This is a genomic window from Marinibactrum halimedae, assembly GCF_021234875.1.
Classification (GTDB): domain Bacteria; phylum Pseudomonadota; class Gammaproteobacteria; order Pseudomonadales; family Cellvibrionaceae; genus Marinibactrum; species Marinibactrum halimedae.
The window spans coordinates 34978-52369 of record NZ_JAJQVM010000019.1 but is presented as its reverse complement, the minus strand read 5'-3'; the positions used below and the strand labels follow the sequence as shown (position 1 = coordinate 52369).

The window sequence follows — 17392 nt, the reverse complement described above, 5'->3', positions numbered from 1 at the left end:
TCTTTGGTATGTTTAGGAAGTTGAATGCCTATTGCTGATAATATTATTCTTGTCGGCCCCATGGGGGTCGGCAAATCCACCATCGGCCGCATCTTGGCCTCACTCTCTTCTCGTGAATTTAAAGACACAGATCATGTGATTGAAGCCCGAACAGGGGCAAATATTCCTTGGATATTTGATGTTGAAGGTGAAGAAGGGTTTCGTACAAGGGAGTCTTCTGTGCTTAAGGAGTTGGTTGAGCAGCCGCAATTGGTGATTGCTACTGGCGGTGGCATTGTGACCCAGTCTATTAACCGATCACTTTTGCAGCAGCAAAACTGTGTTGTGTATTTAACAGCATCGTTAGAAGACCTTATTAAACGCACCTGTAGAGATAAGAAGCGTCCGCTATTGCAGGTGGGCAATCCGGAGCAGCGAATCAAAGAATTAATGTCGACCAGAGACCCTCTTTATAGGGAGGTCTGTTCGTTGGTGGTTTCTACCGAATCAAAATCCCCCAAGCAAGTTGCAGAGAAGATCATACAGCTTTCTCAGCAACTGTAATCTTCATTCTTCTTTTTTGCTAAACCTTTTCTGAATTGATTTTTTTGCGTAGTGTTTGGCGTAGATGCTGTTACGTCACGGAGAAGTGAAATTATGCTAAAGCGTTTGTTGGTTGAGTTAGGTGAGAGAAGCTACCCCATACTCATTGGTTCTGTCTTAGAAGAGTTAAAGGAGCAATTGCCGCAGTACATAAAAGGTCAGCAAGTGTGTATTGTGACAAATGAAACCGTGGCGCCTCTTTATTTAGAGCAGATTGTCGAACATTTAAGTGATTTTAATGTATTGACCGTGGTTTTGCCTGATGGTGAATCTTACAAAACCATGGCGACGGTTACCCAAATTTTTGATCAGTTGTTAGAGAATAATCACAATCGAACAACGACGATTGTTGCTTTGGGGGGTGGGGTGATCGGAGACATGGCGGGCTTTGCGGCCGCTTGTTATCAACGTGGTGTTGGGTTTGTGCAAATACCCACAACGCTCCTCTCGCAGGTGGATTCCAGTGTTGGTGGAAAAACAGGCGTTAATCACCCTTTAGGGAAAAACATGATTGGCGCATTTTACCAGCCGTCGTGTGTTGTGGCAGATACTCGTGTTTTAAAATCTCTGCCTATTCGTGAATTATCCGCCGGTATTGCTGAGGTCATTAAATACGGTTTGATTTGCGATGCGCCTTTTTTTGATTGGCTTGAGCAAAATGTGGGAAAGCTCATGGCCTTTGATGATGAGGCATTAGCGTATGCCATTGAGCGCTCTTGTGAAAATAAAGCTAAGGTCGTCGCTATGGATGAAAGGGAGGGGGGCATTCGTGCGATTTTAAATCTTGGGCATACCTTTGGTCATGCGATCGAAACGGCCATGGGATACGGTAAATGGCTACACGGTGAAGCCGTAGCCGCCGGAATGGTCATGGCGGTAGACCTATCCGTTAGGCTCGGGTGGGTAGATGCGCCTCTCTTGACACGTTTGATTGCACTCTTGGATGCAGCAAAGTTGCCTATAAAGGCACCTTCAGAAATATCTAACGCTCGTTTTTTAGAGCTGATGTCTTTGGATAAAAAAGTCATTGATGGCCGAATTCGCTTAGTGTTGTTAAAGGCATTGGGTGGGGCTGTTGTCACCAGTGATGTTGATATTGAGCGTGTGAAAGAAACGCTTGATGCCTGTAAAGGTTGAACATCATATAGTGAGGGTGGTAAATATCGTCATTACATTTAACATGTTGTTTCCCTTTCATTTTCTCCATTCACAACAATAAAGCGAAACCGATGTCGCCAAAGGGAGATTTCGGATGACTCAAATTCATTCTCCAGAAAATTATTTGGAGACCTTGGGGTTAACCTCCCTTCCCTTTGAAGGGGAAGGCAGTAAAGATGGTTTTATTGCAAAAGCACGCCTTCAGCAGCTTGAGCATGCTGAGCACTTATGCCAGTTTGGTAATCAGGTTTTGGTGGTTTGTGGTCAAACTGGTGTTGGTAAAAGTTATTTTTTAGAAACATTATCGAGCTCTTTATCAAAATCATCGCCTTGTTTGCTGCTTGATTCTCGTCAGTACCTCTCCAGTCAGCAATTTCTTTCCCATGTTTGTCATCATTTACATTTAAATGCGGATGAGGGAGCTACGGCCGGTTCGTTACTGGCGTTACTACGTTCTCGTATAGCGCATTCGAGTGATAGCCCGATCACTTTACTGCTTGATTCCGCTGACACCTGTAAAGACGAGTTGTTGGGTATGTTGATGACCTTAGCGTTGGCTGCGGCAGAATCGGAGGAGTCGCCCGCCTTTCGTTTAGTTCTTGCAGGAACTCATGCATTGCTTCAGCGATTGGATGCTTTAAATTTGATTGAGGTGATGGTGTACGACATGGAACTTGCCTCACCTACACAAGAGGACTGGTGTCGTTATGTTGAAGAGTGTCTAGAGGGAGCTGGTTCTCAGGGTTTAATTCAAATTGAGCCTGATTTTATTTCCGATTGTGCTGAGAAAGCTTCTGGTGATGTCAATCATTTCAATCGAATGATGATGAGCCACTTAATGAGCATGGTTGAGGGTGAAGATAAGCGCGTAAACCGCAGATTACCCCCTATGCACTTATCGATGCTTATTGGCTTGGGGGTCCTGTTTGTACTGGTTCTTGTGTTTGGTGGTTGGTGGTCTTCTGAACAAACGGGCTTTGCGGCTTCTGAAGGGGATACGAACCCTCTTGGTGCCAGTAAAAACGCGACTCAAAAAGAGACTGTATCTGAGGATTCAAGTCTTGCTGAGCCTATAATTGATGATGTGGCCACTCCCCCAGTTATGGGTGCTCTTCAAGAAATCGAAAAAGCCGATGAGGAAAAAAGAAAAGTAATAACGGTGAGTTTGCCTTTGAGTGGTACTTCGGAGAAAGCACCTAGTTCTTCTGATTATAAGACAGATGCCGTTTTGGAGGGCAATGCTGAGCAGATTGATACTCAACTTGAAGATGGGAAAGTCGAGATGGCCAAAAATATACCAGATGAAATAGGGGTGCTGGTCGATGAGGTTACAGAGCCATTGCCAAATAGGGAATCTGTCGAGAGTCCAGAGGTCGTTCAATCGATAGATGCGAATAATATTGAGTCTTATGATGCAGAAGACGTATACCAAAGAGAAGATTCGCGCTTCATGCTGCAAGTAATGGGGGCGGAATCAGAAAGGGCGATTACGCAATTTTTACAGGGTCAACCCAACCGAGCTTCTCTACGCCTGCTAAAGTTGAAACGGGGCAGAAAAGATTGGTTTGTGGTAGTGGAAGGTGACTATAAAAGTGAGGCTGAAGCAAGGATTGGGCTGCAAAATCTTCCAAATGCACAAAAAAAAGCCGGTGCTTGGCCGAGAAAAATTAGTGAACTAAAGCAGCAAATAGACGAATATCGACGAAATTAAATCACCTTTCGACGGTTTTTTGATTTTTTAGACGATGATTGGAACGGCGCTGTCTTGCCAAGGTCAAATACTGCGAGTAACATTCAGCGCCCATTTAGAAAAAGCCCCGTTTCCGGGGCTTTTTGGTCTCAGGGAAGAGGAAAAGCAATTGATGTCATTTAAAGGACATCGATAGGGACAACAACAAACAAAAAACGTGTGTAACCTGAGTAAAAAGAGAGACCGTCTATGAGTAATGGCCTCTATAGCTTGGATGAGTTTAAAGACAACTGTGGTTTTGGGTTAATTGCCCACCTGAAGGGTGAGCCAAGCCATCGTTTGCTGAAGACTGCTATCGAAGCTTTAACGTGCATGACCCACCGTGGTGGTATCGCCGCAGATGGGAAAACGGGTGATGGTTGTGGTTTGCTGTTGCAAAAGCCTGATGCTTTTCTTCGCAAAGTCGCGAAAAGTGCCCTGGATATCGATCTACCGCAATTGTATGCCGTAGGATCGGTAATGTTGGATTCCGATAGTGAGAAAGCCAAATCGGCTCAAACTATCGCCAATGAAGAATTTGAAGCTCAAGGCATTAAGGTGCATGGCTGGCGAGAGGTTCCTGTCGACCCTAGTTGCCTTGGTCCTATCGCTTTAGAATCCCTTCCTTCCTTCTTCCATGTTTTTGCCAGTGGTATTGGTTTAACTGAGCAGCAGCTCAGCGCCAGACTGTATGTGGCTCGTCGAAAAATTGAAAAACGTCTATTTGGCGACGAAAGCTTTTATATCGCAAGCCTTAGCACCAAAGTGATCTCTTACAAAGGCTTGATGATGCCGGTGGACTTGGACAAGTTCTACCTTGACCTTGCCGATGCTGATTTAGAAACCGCCATCTGTGTTTTCCACCAGCGCTTCTCCACTAATACCTTGCCTCGTTGGCCATTGGCTCAGCCGTTCCGCTATTTGGCGCACAACGGTGAGATTAATACCGTTATGGGCAATCGCAACTGGTCTGTAGCGAGGACGCCGAAATTTGTCAGCGATTTGCTACCCAATGTTGAAGACATCACTCCGTTGGTAAACCGAGAAGGGTCAGATTCCTCCAGCTTGGACAACATGTTAGAAGTATTGTTGACAGGCGGTATGGAGCTCCATCGAGCGGTGCGTATGTTGGTGCCGCCTGCATGGCAGAATGTGGAGAACATGGACTCCAACCTGCGTGCCTTTTACGAATACAATTCCATGCACATCGAGCCTTGGGATGGCCCGGCAGGCTTGGTGATTACCGATGGCCGCTATGCCGTGTGTACGCTCGATCGTAATGGTTTGCGTCCATCCCGTTGGGTCATTACAAAAGACGACGTGATTACGGTCGCGTCTGAAGTCGGTGTCTACGATTACAAGCCTGAAGATGTTGTTGCTAAAGGGCGTTTAGGGCCGGGTCAGATTCTTTCAGTAGACACAGAGACTGGCGAGCTTTTCCATACCGAAGATGTAGATCGTCAATTGAAAGACAGCCACCCGTATAAAAAATGGATGCGCAAGAATGCGTTACGTATTGAATCGACCTTAGAAGCGGATGTGGCGGAAAACGCCATGGATGCTGAAGCACTTAAAGTGAACATGAAAATGTTCCAAGTCAGCTTTGAAGAGCGAGATCAGGTGCTACGCCCTCTGGCCGAAGGTGGTCAAGAAGCCGTAGGCTCCATGGGCGATGACACGCCGATGGCCGTTCTTTCGGGCCAATTACGTAGTCCCTATGATTATTTCCGTCAGCAATTTGCACAGGTGACCAACCCACCGATCGACCCATTGCGGGAAGCGATCGTTATGTCTTTGGAGACGTGTATTGGGCGTGAGTTGTCGGTGTATGATCAAACCGAACACCATGCTGATCGAATTATTCTGACTTCGCCTGTTTTATCACCTGCAAAATTCCGTACCTTGTTGGATGTATCGCGCCCCGGTTATGAGGCGATCCAACTGCCATTGATGTACGACCCAAGCCAGCTTAACTTAAAACAGGCTATCGAAAAGCTTTGTGCGGATGCCGAAGCCGCCGTTCGAGATGGCCGCGTTATTCTTGTTTTGACCGATAATGGTATTGAACAAGGGCAATTGCCCATTCATGCCTTACTCGCCACCGGAGCAGTTCATCATCATTTGACCAATACCGGTTTGCGCTGTGAGTCTAATCTGCTTGTGGAAACCGCAACGGCACGAGACCCACACCAAGTGGCGGCGTTGGTAGGCTTTGGTGCCACAGCAGTATTCCCATATCTGAGTTACTACCTCCTCAATGACTTAATCGAGACCGGTGAGTTAATGGTGGATACCGATTCCGCCTATAAAAATTATCGCCGAGGACTCAACAAAGGGTTGTTGAAAATCCTATCGAAGATGGGTATTTCCACGGTAGCGTCATATCGTGGTGCTCAGCTATTTGAGGCGGTTGGCTTGGCAGACGAGGTGGTTGATCTGTGCTTTGTTGGCACGCCCAGCCGTATTCAAGGTGCGGATTTTTCAGACTTGGAAGACGCACAGCGCTTATTGGCGGCCAACGCGTGGATTAATCGTAAACCTATTGCTCAAGGCGGTTTACTCAAGTATGTCCATGGTCAGGAATACCATGCGTACAATCCAGATGTGGTTCAAGCTATGCACCGTGCGGTGAAATCCGGTGACTACAGTGCATGGCGTGATGTGGCTGAGCTTGTGAATAACCGTCCAACCGCCACACTCCGTGATTTATTGGGTTTTAAAGACGATCTGCAATCAATTGACGTTAATGAAGTTGAACCCATTGAGGCGATCGTACGACGTTTTGATTCTGCAGCGATGTCTTTAGGCGCGTTGTCGCCAGAGGCCCATGAAGCTTTAGCGGAGGCGATGAACACCTTAGGAGGTCGTTCTAATTCTGGTGAAGGTGGTGAAGACCCAGCGAGGTTTGGCACCAATCGAGTCTCGAAAATCAAACAAATTGCATCAGGTCGTTTTGGTGTGACACCACACTATCTGGTCAACGCTGATGTATTGCAAATTAAGGTGGCTCAGGGCGCTAAGCCTGGTGAAGGTGGCCAGTTACCCGGCGGTAAAGTCAATAAATTGATCGCACGGCTGCGTTATTCTGTGCCGGGTGTGACCTTGATTTCACCCCCGCCCCACCATGATATTTATTCTATTGAAGACTTGGCGCAGCTGATTTATGACTTGAAGCAAGTGAATCCGAATGCACTGGTTTCGGTCAAGTTAGTTTCTCGTCCTGGTGTCGGTACCATCGCGGCAGGTGTGGCAAAAGCCTATGCCGATTTGATCACGATTTCTGGATACGATGGCGGTACGGCAGCGAGCCCTTTAACTTCGATCCGTTATGCGGGTTCCCCTTGGGAGCTTGGCTTATCTGAGACGCATCAAACTCTGAAAGCGAATGATTTGCGCGATAAAGTACGAGTACAGACTGATGGTGGATTGAAAACAGGGTTAGATGTGATCAAGGCGGCTATTTTGGGTGCAGAGAGCTTCGGGTTCGGAACTGCTCCGATGGTGGCGTTGGGTTGTAAATATCTGAGAATTTGTCATCTCAATAATTGTGCTACCGGTGTAGCCACTCAGAGAGATGATCTTCGTCGTGATCATTACATTGGCACGGTGAATATGGCCATGAATTTCTTTAAGTTTGTTGCCGAGGAAGCCCGTGAGTGGATGGCTACATTGGGTGTTCGTTCCTTGGAAGAGCTTGTTGGTCGCGTGGACCTCCTTAAAGTGATTGATGGCTCGACAGAGCAGCACAAAAAATTGGATTTAAGCCGAATTATCCACACAGATAGTTTCTTACAGTCCAAACCTGATTCTTGTCAGGTTGAGCGAAATAAGCCCTACGATGAAGGTCAAAAAGCCGAAGAGATCGTGGCAGCAGTGCTTCCATCGATTGAATCTAAGTCGGGAGGGGAATTTGATTTCCACATCACCAACTGTGATCGCTCAATTGGTGCTCGTGTAAGTGGTGAAATTGCCAAACGTCACGGTAACCAAGGCATGGCCGAGGCACCGATCAAACTGAATTTAACGGGTATTGCGGGGCAGAGCTTCGGTGTCTGGAATGCTGGCGGTTTGGAGCTGTATCTCGAAGGCGACGCCAACGATTATGTGGGTAAAGGCATGGCCGGTGGTAAAATTGTGATTTGCCCACCGAAAGTTTCCAGTTTCAAAACCAACACCACCAGCATTATGGGTAATACCTGTTTGTATGGCGCCACTGGCGGGAAGTTATATGCAGCGGGTAGGGCCGGTGAGCGCTGTGGCGTCCGTAACTCGGGTGCCCATGTGGTGGTAGAAGGTGCTGGTGATCATTGCTGTGAGTATATGACTGGCGGTGTCGTCACAGTACTGGGTGATACCGGTGTGAATTTCGGTGCTGGTATGACCGGTGGTTTTGCGTACGTGCTAGATAAGAACAACGCGTTCGTAGATCGCTATAACCATGAATTGATCGATATTCAACGCATTAATCGTGAAGCAACAGAAGGACATCGTAACCATCTGCGTGGTGTGATTGAAGAATTTGTTGCTGAAACGGGCAGTGCGTGGGGCCAGGAGATCCTCGATGACTTTGAAGACTACCTGGGTCGATTCTGGTTGGTAAAACCCAAAGCGGCCGATTTGGCCAGCTTGTTGGACAGGGTAACGAAGCGCGGCGAATAGCCGGGCGGCCCTGACTTCCTCATAAACAAGGCGCTGGTCGTTTCGACGGCCTAGGGTGAGCCACGAGAAAAGGTGATATTCGATGGTTGAACGGCTAAATAACAATTTCCAGTTTATAGACGTGGGGCGTAAAGACCCCGCTAAAAAATCTCTACGAGCGCGCAAAGAAAAGTTCGTTGAGATTTATCAGCCCTTCTCTAAGAAAGAAGTGCAAGAGCAATCCCACCGCTGTTTGGAATGTGGAAACCCGTATTGTGAGTGGAAATGCCCAGTGCATAACTTTATCCCTAACTGGTTAAAGTTAATTTCTGAAGGCAATATTTTTGAAGCAGCGGAACTGAGCCACCAAACTAACTCACTGCCGGAAGTGTGTGGTCGAGTTTGCCCTCAAGATAGATTATGTGAAGGGGCGTGTACCCTCAACGATGGCTTTGGTGCCGTCACGATTGGCAATGCAGAAAAATACATTACTGACACCGCCTTTGCCATGGGCTGGAAGCCAGACATGTCCAAGGTGGTTTGGACCGACAAAAAAGTCGCCGTGATTGGTGCGGGCCCTGCCGGGATTGGTTGTGCCGATGTTTTGGTGCGCAATGGCGTGAAACCTGTGGTGTTTGATCGTTACCCTGAAATCGGTGGTTTGCTGACTTTTGGTATTCCTGAGTTCAAATTGGAGAAGTCTGTATTGAGCCGCCGTCGTGAGATATTCACAGAGATGGGGGTTGAATTCCGATTAAATACTGAAGTGGGTAAAGACATTACGATGGAAGAACTGCTTCAAGAATACGATGCTGTATTCATGGGCATGGGAACATACAACTACATGAAAGGTGGGTTCCCTGGTGAAGATTTACCAGGCGTACATGATGCATTGCCTTTCCTTGTTTCCAACGTCAATCGTAATTTGGGATTTGAGAAAGACCCTGCTGATTTCATCAGTGTGAAAGAGCAAAAAGTGGTTGTACTTGGTGGTGGAGACACAGCCATGGATTGCAATCGAACCTCTATTCGCCAAGGGGCAACATCCGTCACCTGTGCTTATCGACGAGACGAAGAAAACATGCCGGGTTCCAAACGCGAGGTCGTTAACGCTCGGGAAGAAGGTGTGCAGTTTTTGTTTAATCGTCAGCCTATTGCCATTGTGGGTGATGATCGCGTTGAAGGTGTGAAAGTGGTGACCACAAAACTGGGTGAGCCTGATGAGAATGGTCGTCGTCGCCCTGAGCCGATACCTGGTAGTGAAGAGGTTTTACCGGCAGACGTGGTGCTGATTGCTTTTGGTTTCAGGCCGAGCCCCGAACCTTGGTTCTCCGATCATGATATTCAGGTGAATGATTGGGGCGGCGTCGTTGCCGCTGAGAAGCAAACATTTAAGTTTCAAACCAGCAACCCGAAAGTCTTCGCCGGTGGGGATATGGTCAGAGGGTCTGACCTTGTCGTGACTGCTATTTGGGAAGGGCGTGAAGCCGCCGATGGTATCCTCGACTATTTGGGGGTATAAAGGGGAATGACGAAACGGGGGCCATTGGCCCCCGTTTTCTTATGGTTAAACCGTATTAGGAATCAACAAATTAGGTTGGCAGCGAAATGACAGAACTAAAAAATGATCGCTTTTTACGCGCATTGATGCGTGAGCCGGTGGACGTTACCCCCGTATGGATGATGCGCCAAGCGGGCCGTTATCTTCCAGAATATAGAGCAACACGCTCGAAAGCAGGAGATTTCATGAGCTTGTGTATGAACCCTGAGCTCGCGTGTGAGGTAACTTTGCAACCTTTGGAGCGCTACCCTCTGGATGCGGCCATCTTGTTCTCTGATATTTTAACGATACCGGATGCGATGGGTTTGGGTTTGTATTTCGAAACCGGGGAAGGCCCGAGGTTTAAAAAGTCCATTTCTACCGCTGCGGACATTGAGTCATTGAGTATTGTTGATCCAGTCAAGGATCTTGGATACGTCATTGATGCGGTCAGTACTATCCGCAGAGAGCTGAATGGTCGAGTGCCACTGATTGGTTTCTCGGGTAGCCCATGGACATTGGCCACTTATATGGTTGAAGGGGGTTCCAGCAAAGATTATCGTAAAACGAAAGCGATGATGTATAACGAGCCTGAAGTATTTGCGCAGCTATTGGATGTGTTGGCAGATTCCGTTACCGCTTATTTGAACGCGCAAATTGAAGCCGGTGCCCAGGCGGTTCAAATTTTTGATTCTTGGGGGGGGGCGTTATCGGCCGACGCTTACCAAGAGTTTTCTTTAAAGCCGATGAAAAAGATTGTCAGTGGTTTAATTAAAGAGCGTGAAGGGCGTAGAGTCCCGTCCATTCTATTTACCAAGGGCGGAGGTCTTTGGTTAGAATCCATGGCAGAGGCCGGGCCTGATTGCTTGGGGCTTGATTGGACTTGTGACATCGGTGATGCTCGTGCGAGAGTCGGCGGTCAAGTGGCCCTGCAAGGCAATATGGACCCTTCCATTTTGTACGCAAAACCTGAGCGTATTCGGGAAGAGGTGGGCCGGATTTTATCGAGGTTTGGTCAGGGGAGTGGCCATGTCTTTAATTTAGGCCATGGAATTACGCCTGAAGTGGATCCAGAACATGCCGGGGCTTTCATCAATGCTGTGCATGAGTTGTCGGAATCCTATCATCGTTGATCGAACATAGAGTGCAGCTAGAGCGGGTTATTTTGGCTCTGTTGGCCCTTGATTGAGTGGCGGTAGACTCAGTTTACCGCCTTACAAAGACCTTTATCCTTTTCTACACTGTAAGTGTATTGTTGAGTCATCTTCGTGTGAGCGTTTTTATGCTGAAGATAGCTGTGGCGATTAGATGACTTCGCGTTCATATTTATTATATAAATAACATTTCGGGCCATAATTTGAGTCCCTCTGTGAGAGGTATTTATGGGTAACCCGATGATGATTGATCTTTGTCGATCGACCATGAGGGAGCTACGTTGGGCGTAAAACAAGTTAAGGTGGATGTTAATGAATTGGTTGTAGGCATGTTTGTGTCTGGGCTGGATCGCCCGTGGACGCAAACGCCCTTCCCTTTACAGGGCTTTTACGTTCGTGATTTGGATGAAATTCGCGAGTTAAAAATTCACTGTAAGCATGTTTATATTGATGTGGCAAAAGGCCGTGGTGTGGTCTCAGTCAAACATTCCGCCGCCCCTGTTGCTCCTAATAAACCCGGTATTCTTAGCCCAAAACAAGCTCGCTCTGCAAAGCATGAGCGAGCCAATATTCAAGTGGGGCCATTAAAAATTCGTGGCGGAGTATACGGTGAGTTTACCCAGCCGTTAAAAGTGGAATTATCGGGCGCCCAGCAGTTGCATTCACGCATGTATCGAGCAGTGTCAGAGGTAATGCAGCACATTGGTGAAGGCGGTGATGTACCTATTCATGAAACTAAGCGTTATGCCAGCCAAATGGTGGATAGCGTACTGCGTAACCCCGATGCGTTTACGTGGCTCTCTCGTGTACAGGAAGTGGATGAATATACCTATGCCCACGTTGTTCGCTCTTCAGTATGGGCCATTCTTTTTGGTCGTCACATCGGATTGCCCAAGAGTGATTTAGAGACTTTATCGATGGGTGTATTGCTAAAAGATGTGGGTAAGACACAATTGTCTCGTGACCTTTTGGCAAAACAATTACGCTCCCCTGATGAAGTGCAAGTGTTTGAATCCTTCGTTGATAAAGGCGTTGAAATGTTACGAAATACCTCGGGTGTAGAACCCCGAGTGATTTCTGTAGTGAAAACGCATTGTGAACGTATAAACGGTAGTGGGTTTCCGCAGCACTTGCGTGGCGATAAGATTCCTTTGTTGGGAAAAATTGCGGGCATTGTGACGTTTTACGATTACACCACCAACCCACGAGACCAAAAACACCCGATGTCGCCTTCAAAGGCGGTCGCCAAATTGTATGAACTTCGCGATATTGAATTTCAGGAAGAGTTGGTCGTGGAATTCATTCGTGCGATTGGTTTATATCCGACGGGTACGTTGGTGGAATTGTCCACAGGTGAAGTCGGTGTTGTAGTGGAGCAGAATTTTTCTCGTCGTTTGAAGCCCAAAGTCATGGTGGTATTGGATTCTTTCAAGCAGCGCTTGCCCAAGCCGGTGTTACTGGATTTGGCGGTGGATGAACGAAATAAACAAAAGCAAATTGATGAAGGGAAAAAGACGCGCTACGAAGTGGAAATGATTGAAATTGCTCGTGATCTAGAGCCGGGCAGTTACGATGTGGACGTTAATGCTATTCGTGACAAATATATTTTTTCGCAAATGGTAAAACCGAAAAAAGGTCTTTTTTCTTTTTTTAAACGGTAACGCTAATTTTAACCTCTCTGTGCAAAGATTTTTTTGACGCGTCCTTGCGCCATGTTTTGATGTTGGTGATTCACTTCAGATTGATGATTTATTTTCCATCAACTTTTTTGATCAATGATTTTATTCGCAATGGTTTCGCCCATTTTTAAAGGAGAGCCATGCTCTAATTTTTTACACCAATCGATTTTCCCAGGCTCGAAGAGCATCACTACGGTAGAGCCTAATTTGAATCGGCCCATTTCTGCGCCTTTTTCTAAGTGAATCGGATCTGATTCGTAATCCCAGGTGCGGACGACTTTCTTTTGTGGTGTGACTAAGCCTGCCCATACAGTCTCAATACTGGCTACAATCATCGCGCCCACCAACACCATGACCATTTCTCCGTATTCCGTATCAAAGAAGCAGGCAACGCGTTCGTTGCGTGCAAATAAGCGTGGTACTTGATTTGCGGTGGCGTTGTTTACCGAAAACAGGTCTCCTGGGATGTGCACCATCCGTTTCAGAGTACCGGCGATGGGCATATGGACGCGGTGGTAGTCTTTAGGGGACAAATAAATGGTAGAAAATTGGCCAAAATTAAAAGGCTTTGCCCATTCCGGATTGCCGCCCACCAGCTCAGATGCTGTAAACGATTGCCCTTTGGCTTGAAAAATACGGCCTGATTCAATGGCGCCAATTTGGCTGATGGCACCGTCGGCGGGGCTGATAAGAGCATGGGGGCTTGAGTCAAAAGGACGAGCCCCTTCTTTTAATTCGCGGGTGAAAAAGGCGTTGAAGCTTGGGTAGGCAGTTGGATCTTCCTCTACCGCTTCACTCATGTTCACATCAAATTGTTTGACAAACCAACGGGTAAAGGGGTTTTTAATAGCGCTAATGTGGGTTTCTGCCATCCAGCCTGCGGCGCGCGATAGAGTTGTTTGAGGCGTGAAATATTGCAGTGCCGCAAAAAGTTTTTCGTTCATTCGGTGTCTCTTTTAATCGGTGTTTCTTTTAATCTGTATCTCTTTTAAAAAGTCAGACTAAGGGAAAGAAGTCGGGCCAAGGAATCAGCGTTCAACAGGGGTATCGGGGTGGTTACCCCATTCAGACCATGAACCGTCATAGCCTTGCATTTCAAACCCAAGGATTTTGCCAACCAAATAGGTAAAACCAGAACGATGATGAGATTGGCAATGGGTGGCGATGGGTAGGCTTCCATCGATACCTTTTTGTTGCAGATATTCCCGTGCATCGCGACGAATTTTCAAATGGGCATTGCGATCCATGAGCTCGGTCCATTCACAGTGAATAGCACCAGGAATATGGCCGCCTTTGGCTGCTAGGACTTTCTCACCACGATACTCATCGGCGCCACGGGCGTCCCACACCATAAGGTTATGACTTTCAAGGCCTGAAAGAATACTCTCGACAGTGGCTCTGGGTGTGAAATTGAGTGCGATATCATAGTCGCTGGGTGTGGCTGTATTGACGGTATTTTCCATGGGCAAGCTTTCACCGGCCCAAGCATGTAGCCCACCGTTGAGGTAGCTGAATTTATGGTGGCCAATGATTTCCAGCGTCCATAAAAAACGCCCAGCCCAGCCGCCGCCTTCGTCGTCGTAAGCAATCACATGGGTGTTTGGCGTCAGACCAATTTGCCTTGCCAGTTGTGTCAGTTGTTCTTCGTTAGGCAGTTTTCCTGGCGCTGGCGGCGTGCCTGCCACCAGTGATCGAGGAGAGACATAAATGGCACCAGGAAGGTGTCCGGCATGGTATTGGGCTTCTTGGCAGAGGTCGATAATTAACAAGGTAGACGGTTGAGAGTCGGCTTTCCCTTGTTCAAGGAGTGATGCCAGTTCTGCGGGTTCGATGAGTAATGGAAGTGAAGACATAACGCACTCTTGTGGCGGAATGAAGAATAACAGTTAGGTCGTCATTGTATGACAATGATATTGATTTCCCTAATCGCTATTGACGTCGACGTAAGCGTTGTAACGCACTGGTTGTTAATGCCGAGAACTGAATAATACGCTTGTGCTCTGATGGGGTTGTTGGCGTCGCCATAAGAATGCCGATGGCTTTCTGGTAATGTCGAATCGGGACAAGAGACAGAGTTCCGTGACGCTCGAAGGCATGTAATGGTGCCGGTAACGACTTTTTCAGGTGCTGCCACTGCACGGCTTGAAGGTAGCGGGATGACAGAGCGCTCGCTTGGTTGGCTTCTGGGGGGTCACTGTCAAGTAGTTGATTGAACACCTCGCCTGTTGCGTTTGGAAAAGGCAGTGAGGTTTGGATTAACTCGTCGTCCCGAGTCACACCTTGATAGTAATACCATCGTAAAGTATCTCGTTGGCTATTGAGTAGAGCGAGTGTACAGACTTCTAGCCCAAGCCCCTCATGGAGGCCGCTCACCAGTGCATGCATGAGTGAATGCAGAGTCGGCATACCGTTTTTAAGGCGTTTTTGAAGTTGCGACAGCACAATGCTGTTTCGGGTCTTTGCTGTGCTTTTCGGTGTTATCGTCTCCGTTTTCAATGTTGTTTTGGATGTTGTTTTGGATATAGCTATAGCTTGTGCGGGCGCTGTTGTTTGATGCCCTTCTGCCTGAAGGGGGGCATCACGCAGTGGCGATAGATAATCCACCGTACCGCCATGGCTGATGAGATGTCGTGCAGGGTGGGCTTCTAACGGGAATTGGGGTGCAAGTGTGTACTGGGTGATGGTGTTTATCCACAGCTTGTGTAGCCATTCATGTTGATGGGCATCGTTGCCTTCCAATGGTGGGGTAAGTTGGTTAGCGAGCCAGTGTTGCCAACGCTGGGTGTGAGGATGTTGAGGGTGCGTTCGCAGTGATCGCACCCATAAATAGGTCAATGCCAAGCATTGAGAGGATCGATGCTGCAAGCTTTCAGGCGCGGTGGAACGTTGTGGCGAGTCAGGGGTTGTGAAGTCACCGATAATATGGCGTTGCTGAGCGAATGGATTTTGTTGCAGTGTGCCGATAAACGCCCAGGCGTCAGCGCAAACATGGGAAAGAGGAGAGTCTGAAAAATAGTGATTGCAGATTTGCGCCAGCGTACATTGGAATAGCTGTTTTTCCACTTGGACGGGGCTTCGCTGAAACGCAATAAATCGTCGCTCTCGTTCCAACATAGCACCGGGTTGTATGTGCCACAGTTGCCACAGTGGTGCACTGAATAAGATTGCTGCGTTTATGTTTACTCCCGATAGGCTTTGGCCCGACTGGTTTTGCGATTGGTGCAGATGTGGCTCGCCGATGGGTTTGATTGGCGATGTCGATAGGTTGGGTGAAGACAATGTCGACCAGAGGGTTTGTACGAGCTCAGCATCCACAAACGCATTACATAGCCCAAGATTGGCTTGCAGTGCTTTGGGATTGTGTTCCTGGCTTCGGCGTACTTGCTCTTCAAGTGCGGGAATACCCAGCAAGCTGATGGCGTGGGCAAGATTATGAGATTCCGATTGCCCGTTGGGGTTCGCTGCCATTAATCGATGTGTTTTGGTGAATACCCAAGCTGAGAGGGCGAGATCTTTGGCCACAGCGTCGGCAATGTTATTCGCATTGGCTGCTTTGCGTGATAAGGCTTGTAGGAGCCTGTCTCGGTGCCCTGGCAACAGTAACGTAGACGATTTTTGAATCTTTCTAAGCCAGGTGTCCGTCTTTTGTGAGGATGGATGCTCAGAGGGTACTGCCTGTGGTTTTCTGGCGTGACTGGCATCATCCATCGTAATAAGTTGGCCTCTGTGATTAACATTGGGAGTGAAAATGACTCATCCCCAAGCATAGCAAGGCCATCTTTGGTGTGCGTATTTACTTTTCTAGGCTGGCAATGATGTGTCGGTAACTGGCGATCCGTTCAGCGCTTATATGACCGTCTTCCACTGCTTTCAGAATCGCACAATGGGGCTCTTGTTCGTGGCGGCAATCCCGAAATTTACAGTGGCCGATAAAAGGACGCAGCTCAGTAAACCCTTCTAAAACGGCTTGGGCATCCATATGCCATAGGCCAAACTCTCGAATCCCTGGAGAGTCAATAAGGTCGCCTCCCGCAGGAAAGTGAAAAAGTTGTGCTGTGGTGGTGGTATGGGTGCCTTTTTGTCGTGCTTCAGAAAGCGCGCCTACTCGCTGTTCGGCGGTAGGCAGCAACTTGTTCACAAGGGATGATTTTCCCACACCAGATTGACCCACAAACACACTGATTTGATCGGCGAGAAAGTCTTTTAATGTTTCCATTCCCTCACCGGTTTTGGTGGAGACTTCCATCAAGGGGTAATCCAGATTCCGATAAATATTCAAGAGTTGTTCGATTGAAGCCCGGTTTTTGTTATTCACGCTATCGATTTTATTCAACAGGAGTACCGGGCGAATCCCCAGTGTTTCTGCTGCGACGAGATAGCGGTCAATCAGAAAGCTGTGGGGTTCTGGGTAGGGTGCAAATACGATGATAATATGATTGATGTTAGCGGCGACGGTTTTTAGGGCACCGTGGCTATCGGGACGAGTCAGTTCGCTCTCTCTGGGTTGCACCGCCACAATCACGCCCATGTCGCTGTCTTTTTCCCGGCGCCATACCACTCGATCACCGGTAACCAAAGAGCCTAAATTGGCCCGCATATGGCAGCGAAAGCGGTCTTTGCGCTCAATGTCATCAATATTGACCACTTCGACTTGAACACCAAAATGCGCAGTCACCAAGCCAATTTCTTCTGGTTCCAATGCGGAGTCTTCTAATAAGGCATCGGTTTCACGCTCTCGCTTTTCTGCGCGCTTTTGTCGTTCTTCCTGAATTTTGGCTACGCGCCAAGCTTGTCGGCGAGTCAGTTTGCGTTTCGACATATTGGAAACCGGTACTCCAGTGGTAAATAACAAATGGTAAATAACAAAAGAAAGAAATTCTAAAGGCGTGATTATACGCAACTTTGCTAAGAT

11 protein-coding genes are annotated in these 17392 nt (G+C 47.7%); 7 read left to right on the top strand and 4 right to left on the bottom strand.

Translation table 11 applies throughout. From position 1 onward, the window contains the following. Positions 1 to 30 precede the first annotated feature (30 nt). The 7 genes from aroK to LU351_RS12025 all read left to right on the top strand — a co-directional run bounded on the left by aroK (position 31) and on the right by LU351_RS12025 (position 12462). On the top strand, positions 31 to 543 hold the full coding sequence (aroK, locus tag LU351_RS12055; RefSeq protein ID WP_284284843.1) for a shikimate kinase AroK: 513 nt from the start codon (positions 31 to 33) through the stop codon (positions 541 to 543). A 93-nt stretch (positions 544 to 636) separates the two neighbouring features. Then, positions 637 to 1719, top strand: a complete 1083-nt coding sequence (gene aroB / locus LU351_RS12050; protein ID WP_232594326.1) for a 3-dehydroquinate synthase — start codon at positions 637 to 639, stop codon at positions 1717 to 1719. Positions 1720 to 1834: 115 nt separating this feature from the next. After that, positions 1835 to 3451 (top strand): SPOR domain-containing protein, encoded by a 1617-nt coding sequence (locus tag LU351_RS12045; protein WP_232594325.1) that lies wholly within the window; start codon positions 1835 to 1837, stop codon positions 3449 to 3451. A 228-nt stretch (positions 3452 to 3679) separates the two neighbouring features. Beyond that, positions 3680 to 8128: a glutamate synthase large subunit gene (gene gltB / locus LU351_RS12040; protein WP_232594324.1), complete on the top strand. Its 4449-nt coding sequence runs from the start codon at positions 3680 to 3682 to the stop codon at positions 8126 to 8128. Between the two features lie 82 nt (positions 8129 to 8210). Continuing rightward, a complete protein-coding gene (locus tag LU351_RS12035) occupies positions 8211 to 9629 on the top strand; it encodes an FAD-dependent oxidoreductase (protein WP_232594323.1) in 1419 nt (472 codons plus the stop codon). 86 nt (positions 9630 to 9715) lie between these two features. After that, entirely contained in the window at positions 9716 to 10780 is a 1065-nt protein-coding gene (gene hemE / locus LU351_RS12030) for a uroporphyrinogen decarboxylase (protein WP_232594322.1), read from the top strand. Between the two features lie 302 nt (positions 10781 to 11082). Further along, positions 11083 to 12462 (top strand): HD-GYP domain-containing protein, encoded by a 1380-nt coding sequence (locus LU351_RS12025; protein ID WP_232594370.1) that lies wholly within the window; start codon positions 11083 to 11085, stop codon positions 12460 to 12462. A gap of 98 nt (positions 12463 to 12560) precedes the next feature. Here LU351_RS12025 and asd read toward each other — a convergent pair whose 3' ends face one another. The 4 genes from asd to rsgA all read right to left on the bottom strand — a co-directional run bounded on the left by asd (position 12561) and on the right by rsgA (position 17299). After that, the gene (gene asd, locus LU351_RS12020) at positions 12561 to 13424 is read right to left on the bottom strand and encodes an archaetidylserine decarboxylase (RefSeq protein ID WP_232594321.1); all 864 of its coding nucleotides are present in this window, start codon (positions 13422 to 13424) and stop codon (positions 12561 to 12563) included. Positions 13425 to 13508: 84 nt separating this feature from the next. Further along, a complete protein-coding gene (locus tag LU351_RS12015; protein ID WP_232594320.1) occupies positions 13509 to 14333 on the bottom strand; it encodes a sulfurtransferase in 825 nt (274 codons plus the stop codon). Between the two features lie 76 nt (positions 14334 to 14409). Further along, entirely contained in the window at positions 14410 to 16188 is a 1779-nt protein-coding gene (locus LU351_RS12010) for a hypothetical protein (protein ID WP_232594319.1), read from the bottom strand. Between the two features lie 85 nt (positions 16189 to 16273). Beyond that, on the bottom strand, positions 16274 to 17299 hold the full coding sequence (gene rsgA / locus LU351_RS12005; protein WP_232594318.1) for a small ribosomal subunit biogenesis GTPase RsgA: 1026 nt from the start codon (positions 17297 to 17299) through the stop codon (positions 16274 to 16276). Positions 17300 to 17392: the final 93 nt, after the last annotated feature.

What these genes read in the sequence shown, in the direction of transcription:
- aroB (WP_232594326.1), top strand. Translation starts at nt 637, where the DNA reads ATGCTAAAGCGTTTGTTGGTTGAGTTAGGTGAGAGAAGCTACCCCATA.
- LU351_RS12045 (WP_232594325.1), top strand. Translation starts at nt 1,835, where the DNA reads ATGACTCAAATTCATTCTCCAGAAAATTATTTGGAGACCTTGGGGTTA.
- gltB (WP_232594324.1), top strand. Translation starts at nt 3,680, where the DNA reads ATGAGTAATGGCCTCTATAGCTTGGATGAGTTTAAAGACAACTGTGGT.
- LU351_RS12035 (WP_232594323.1), top strand. Translation starts at nt 8,211, where the DNA reads ATGGTTGAACGGCTAAATAACAATTTCCAGTTTATAGACGTGGGGCGT.
- hemE (WP_232594322.1), top strand. Translation starts at nt 9,716, where the DNA reads ATGACAGAACTAAAAAATGATCGCTTTTTACGCGCATTGATGCGTGAG.
- asd (WP_232594321.1), bottom strand. Translation starts at nt 13,424, where the DNA reads ATGAACGAAAAACTTTTTGCGGCACTGCAATATTTCACGCCTCAAACA.
- LU351_RS12015 (WP_232594320.1), bottom strand. Translation starts at nt 14,333, where the DNA reads ATGTCTTCACTTCCATTACTCATCGAACCCGCAGAACTGGCATCACTC.
- LU351_RS12010 (WP_232594319.1), bottom strand. Translation starts at nt 16,188, where the DNA reads ATGGATGATGCCAGTCACGCCAGAAAACCACAGGCAGTACCCTCTGAG.
- rsgA (WP_232594318.1), bottom strand. Translation starts at nt 17,299, where the DNA reads ATGTCGAAACGCAAACTGACTCGCCGACAAGCTTGGCGCGTAGCCAAA.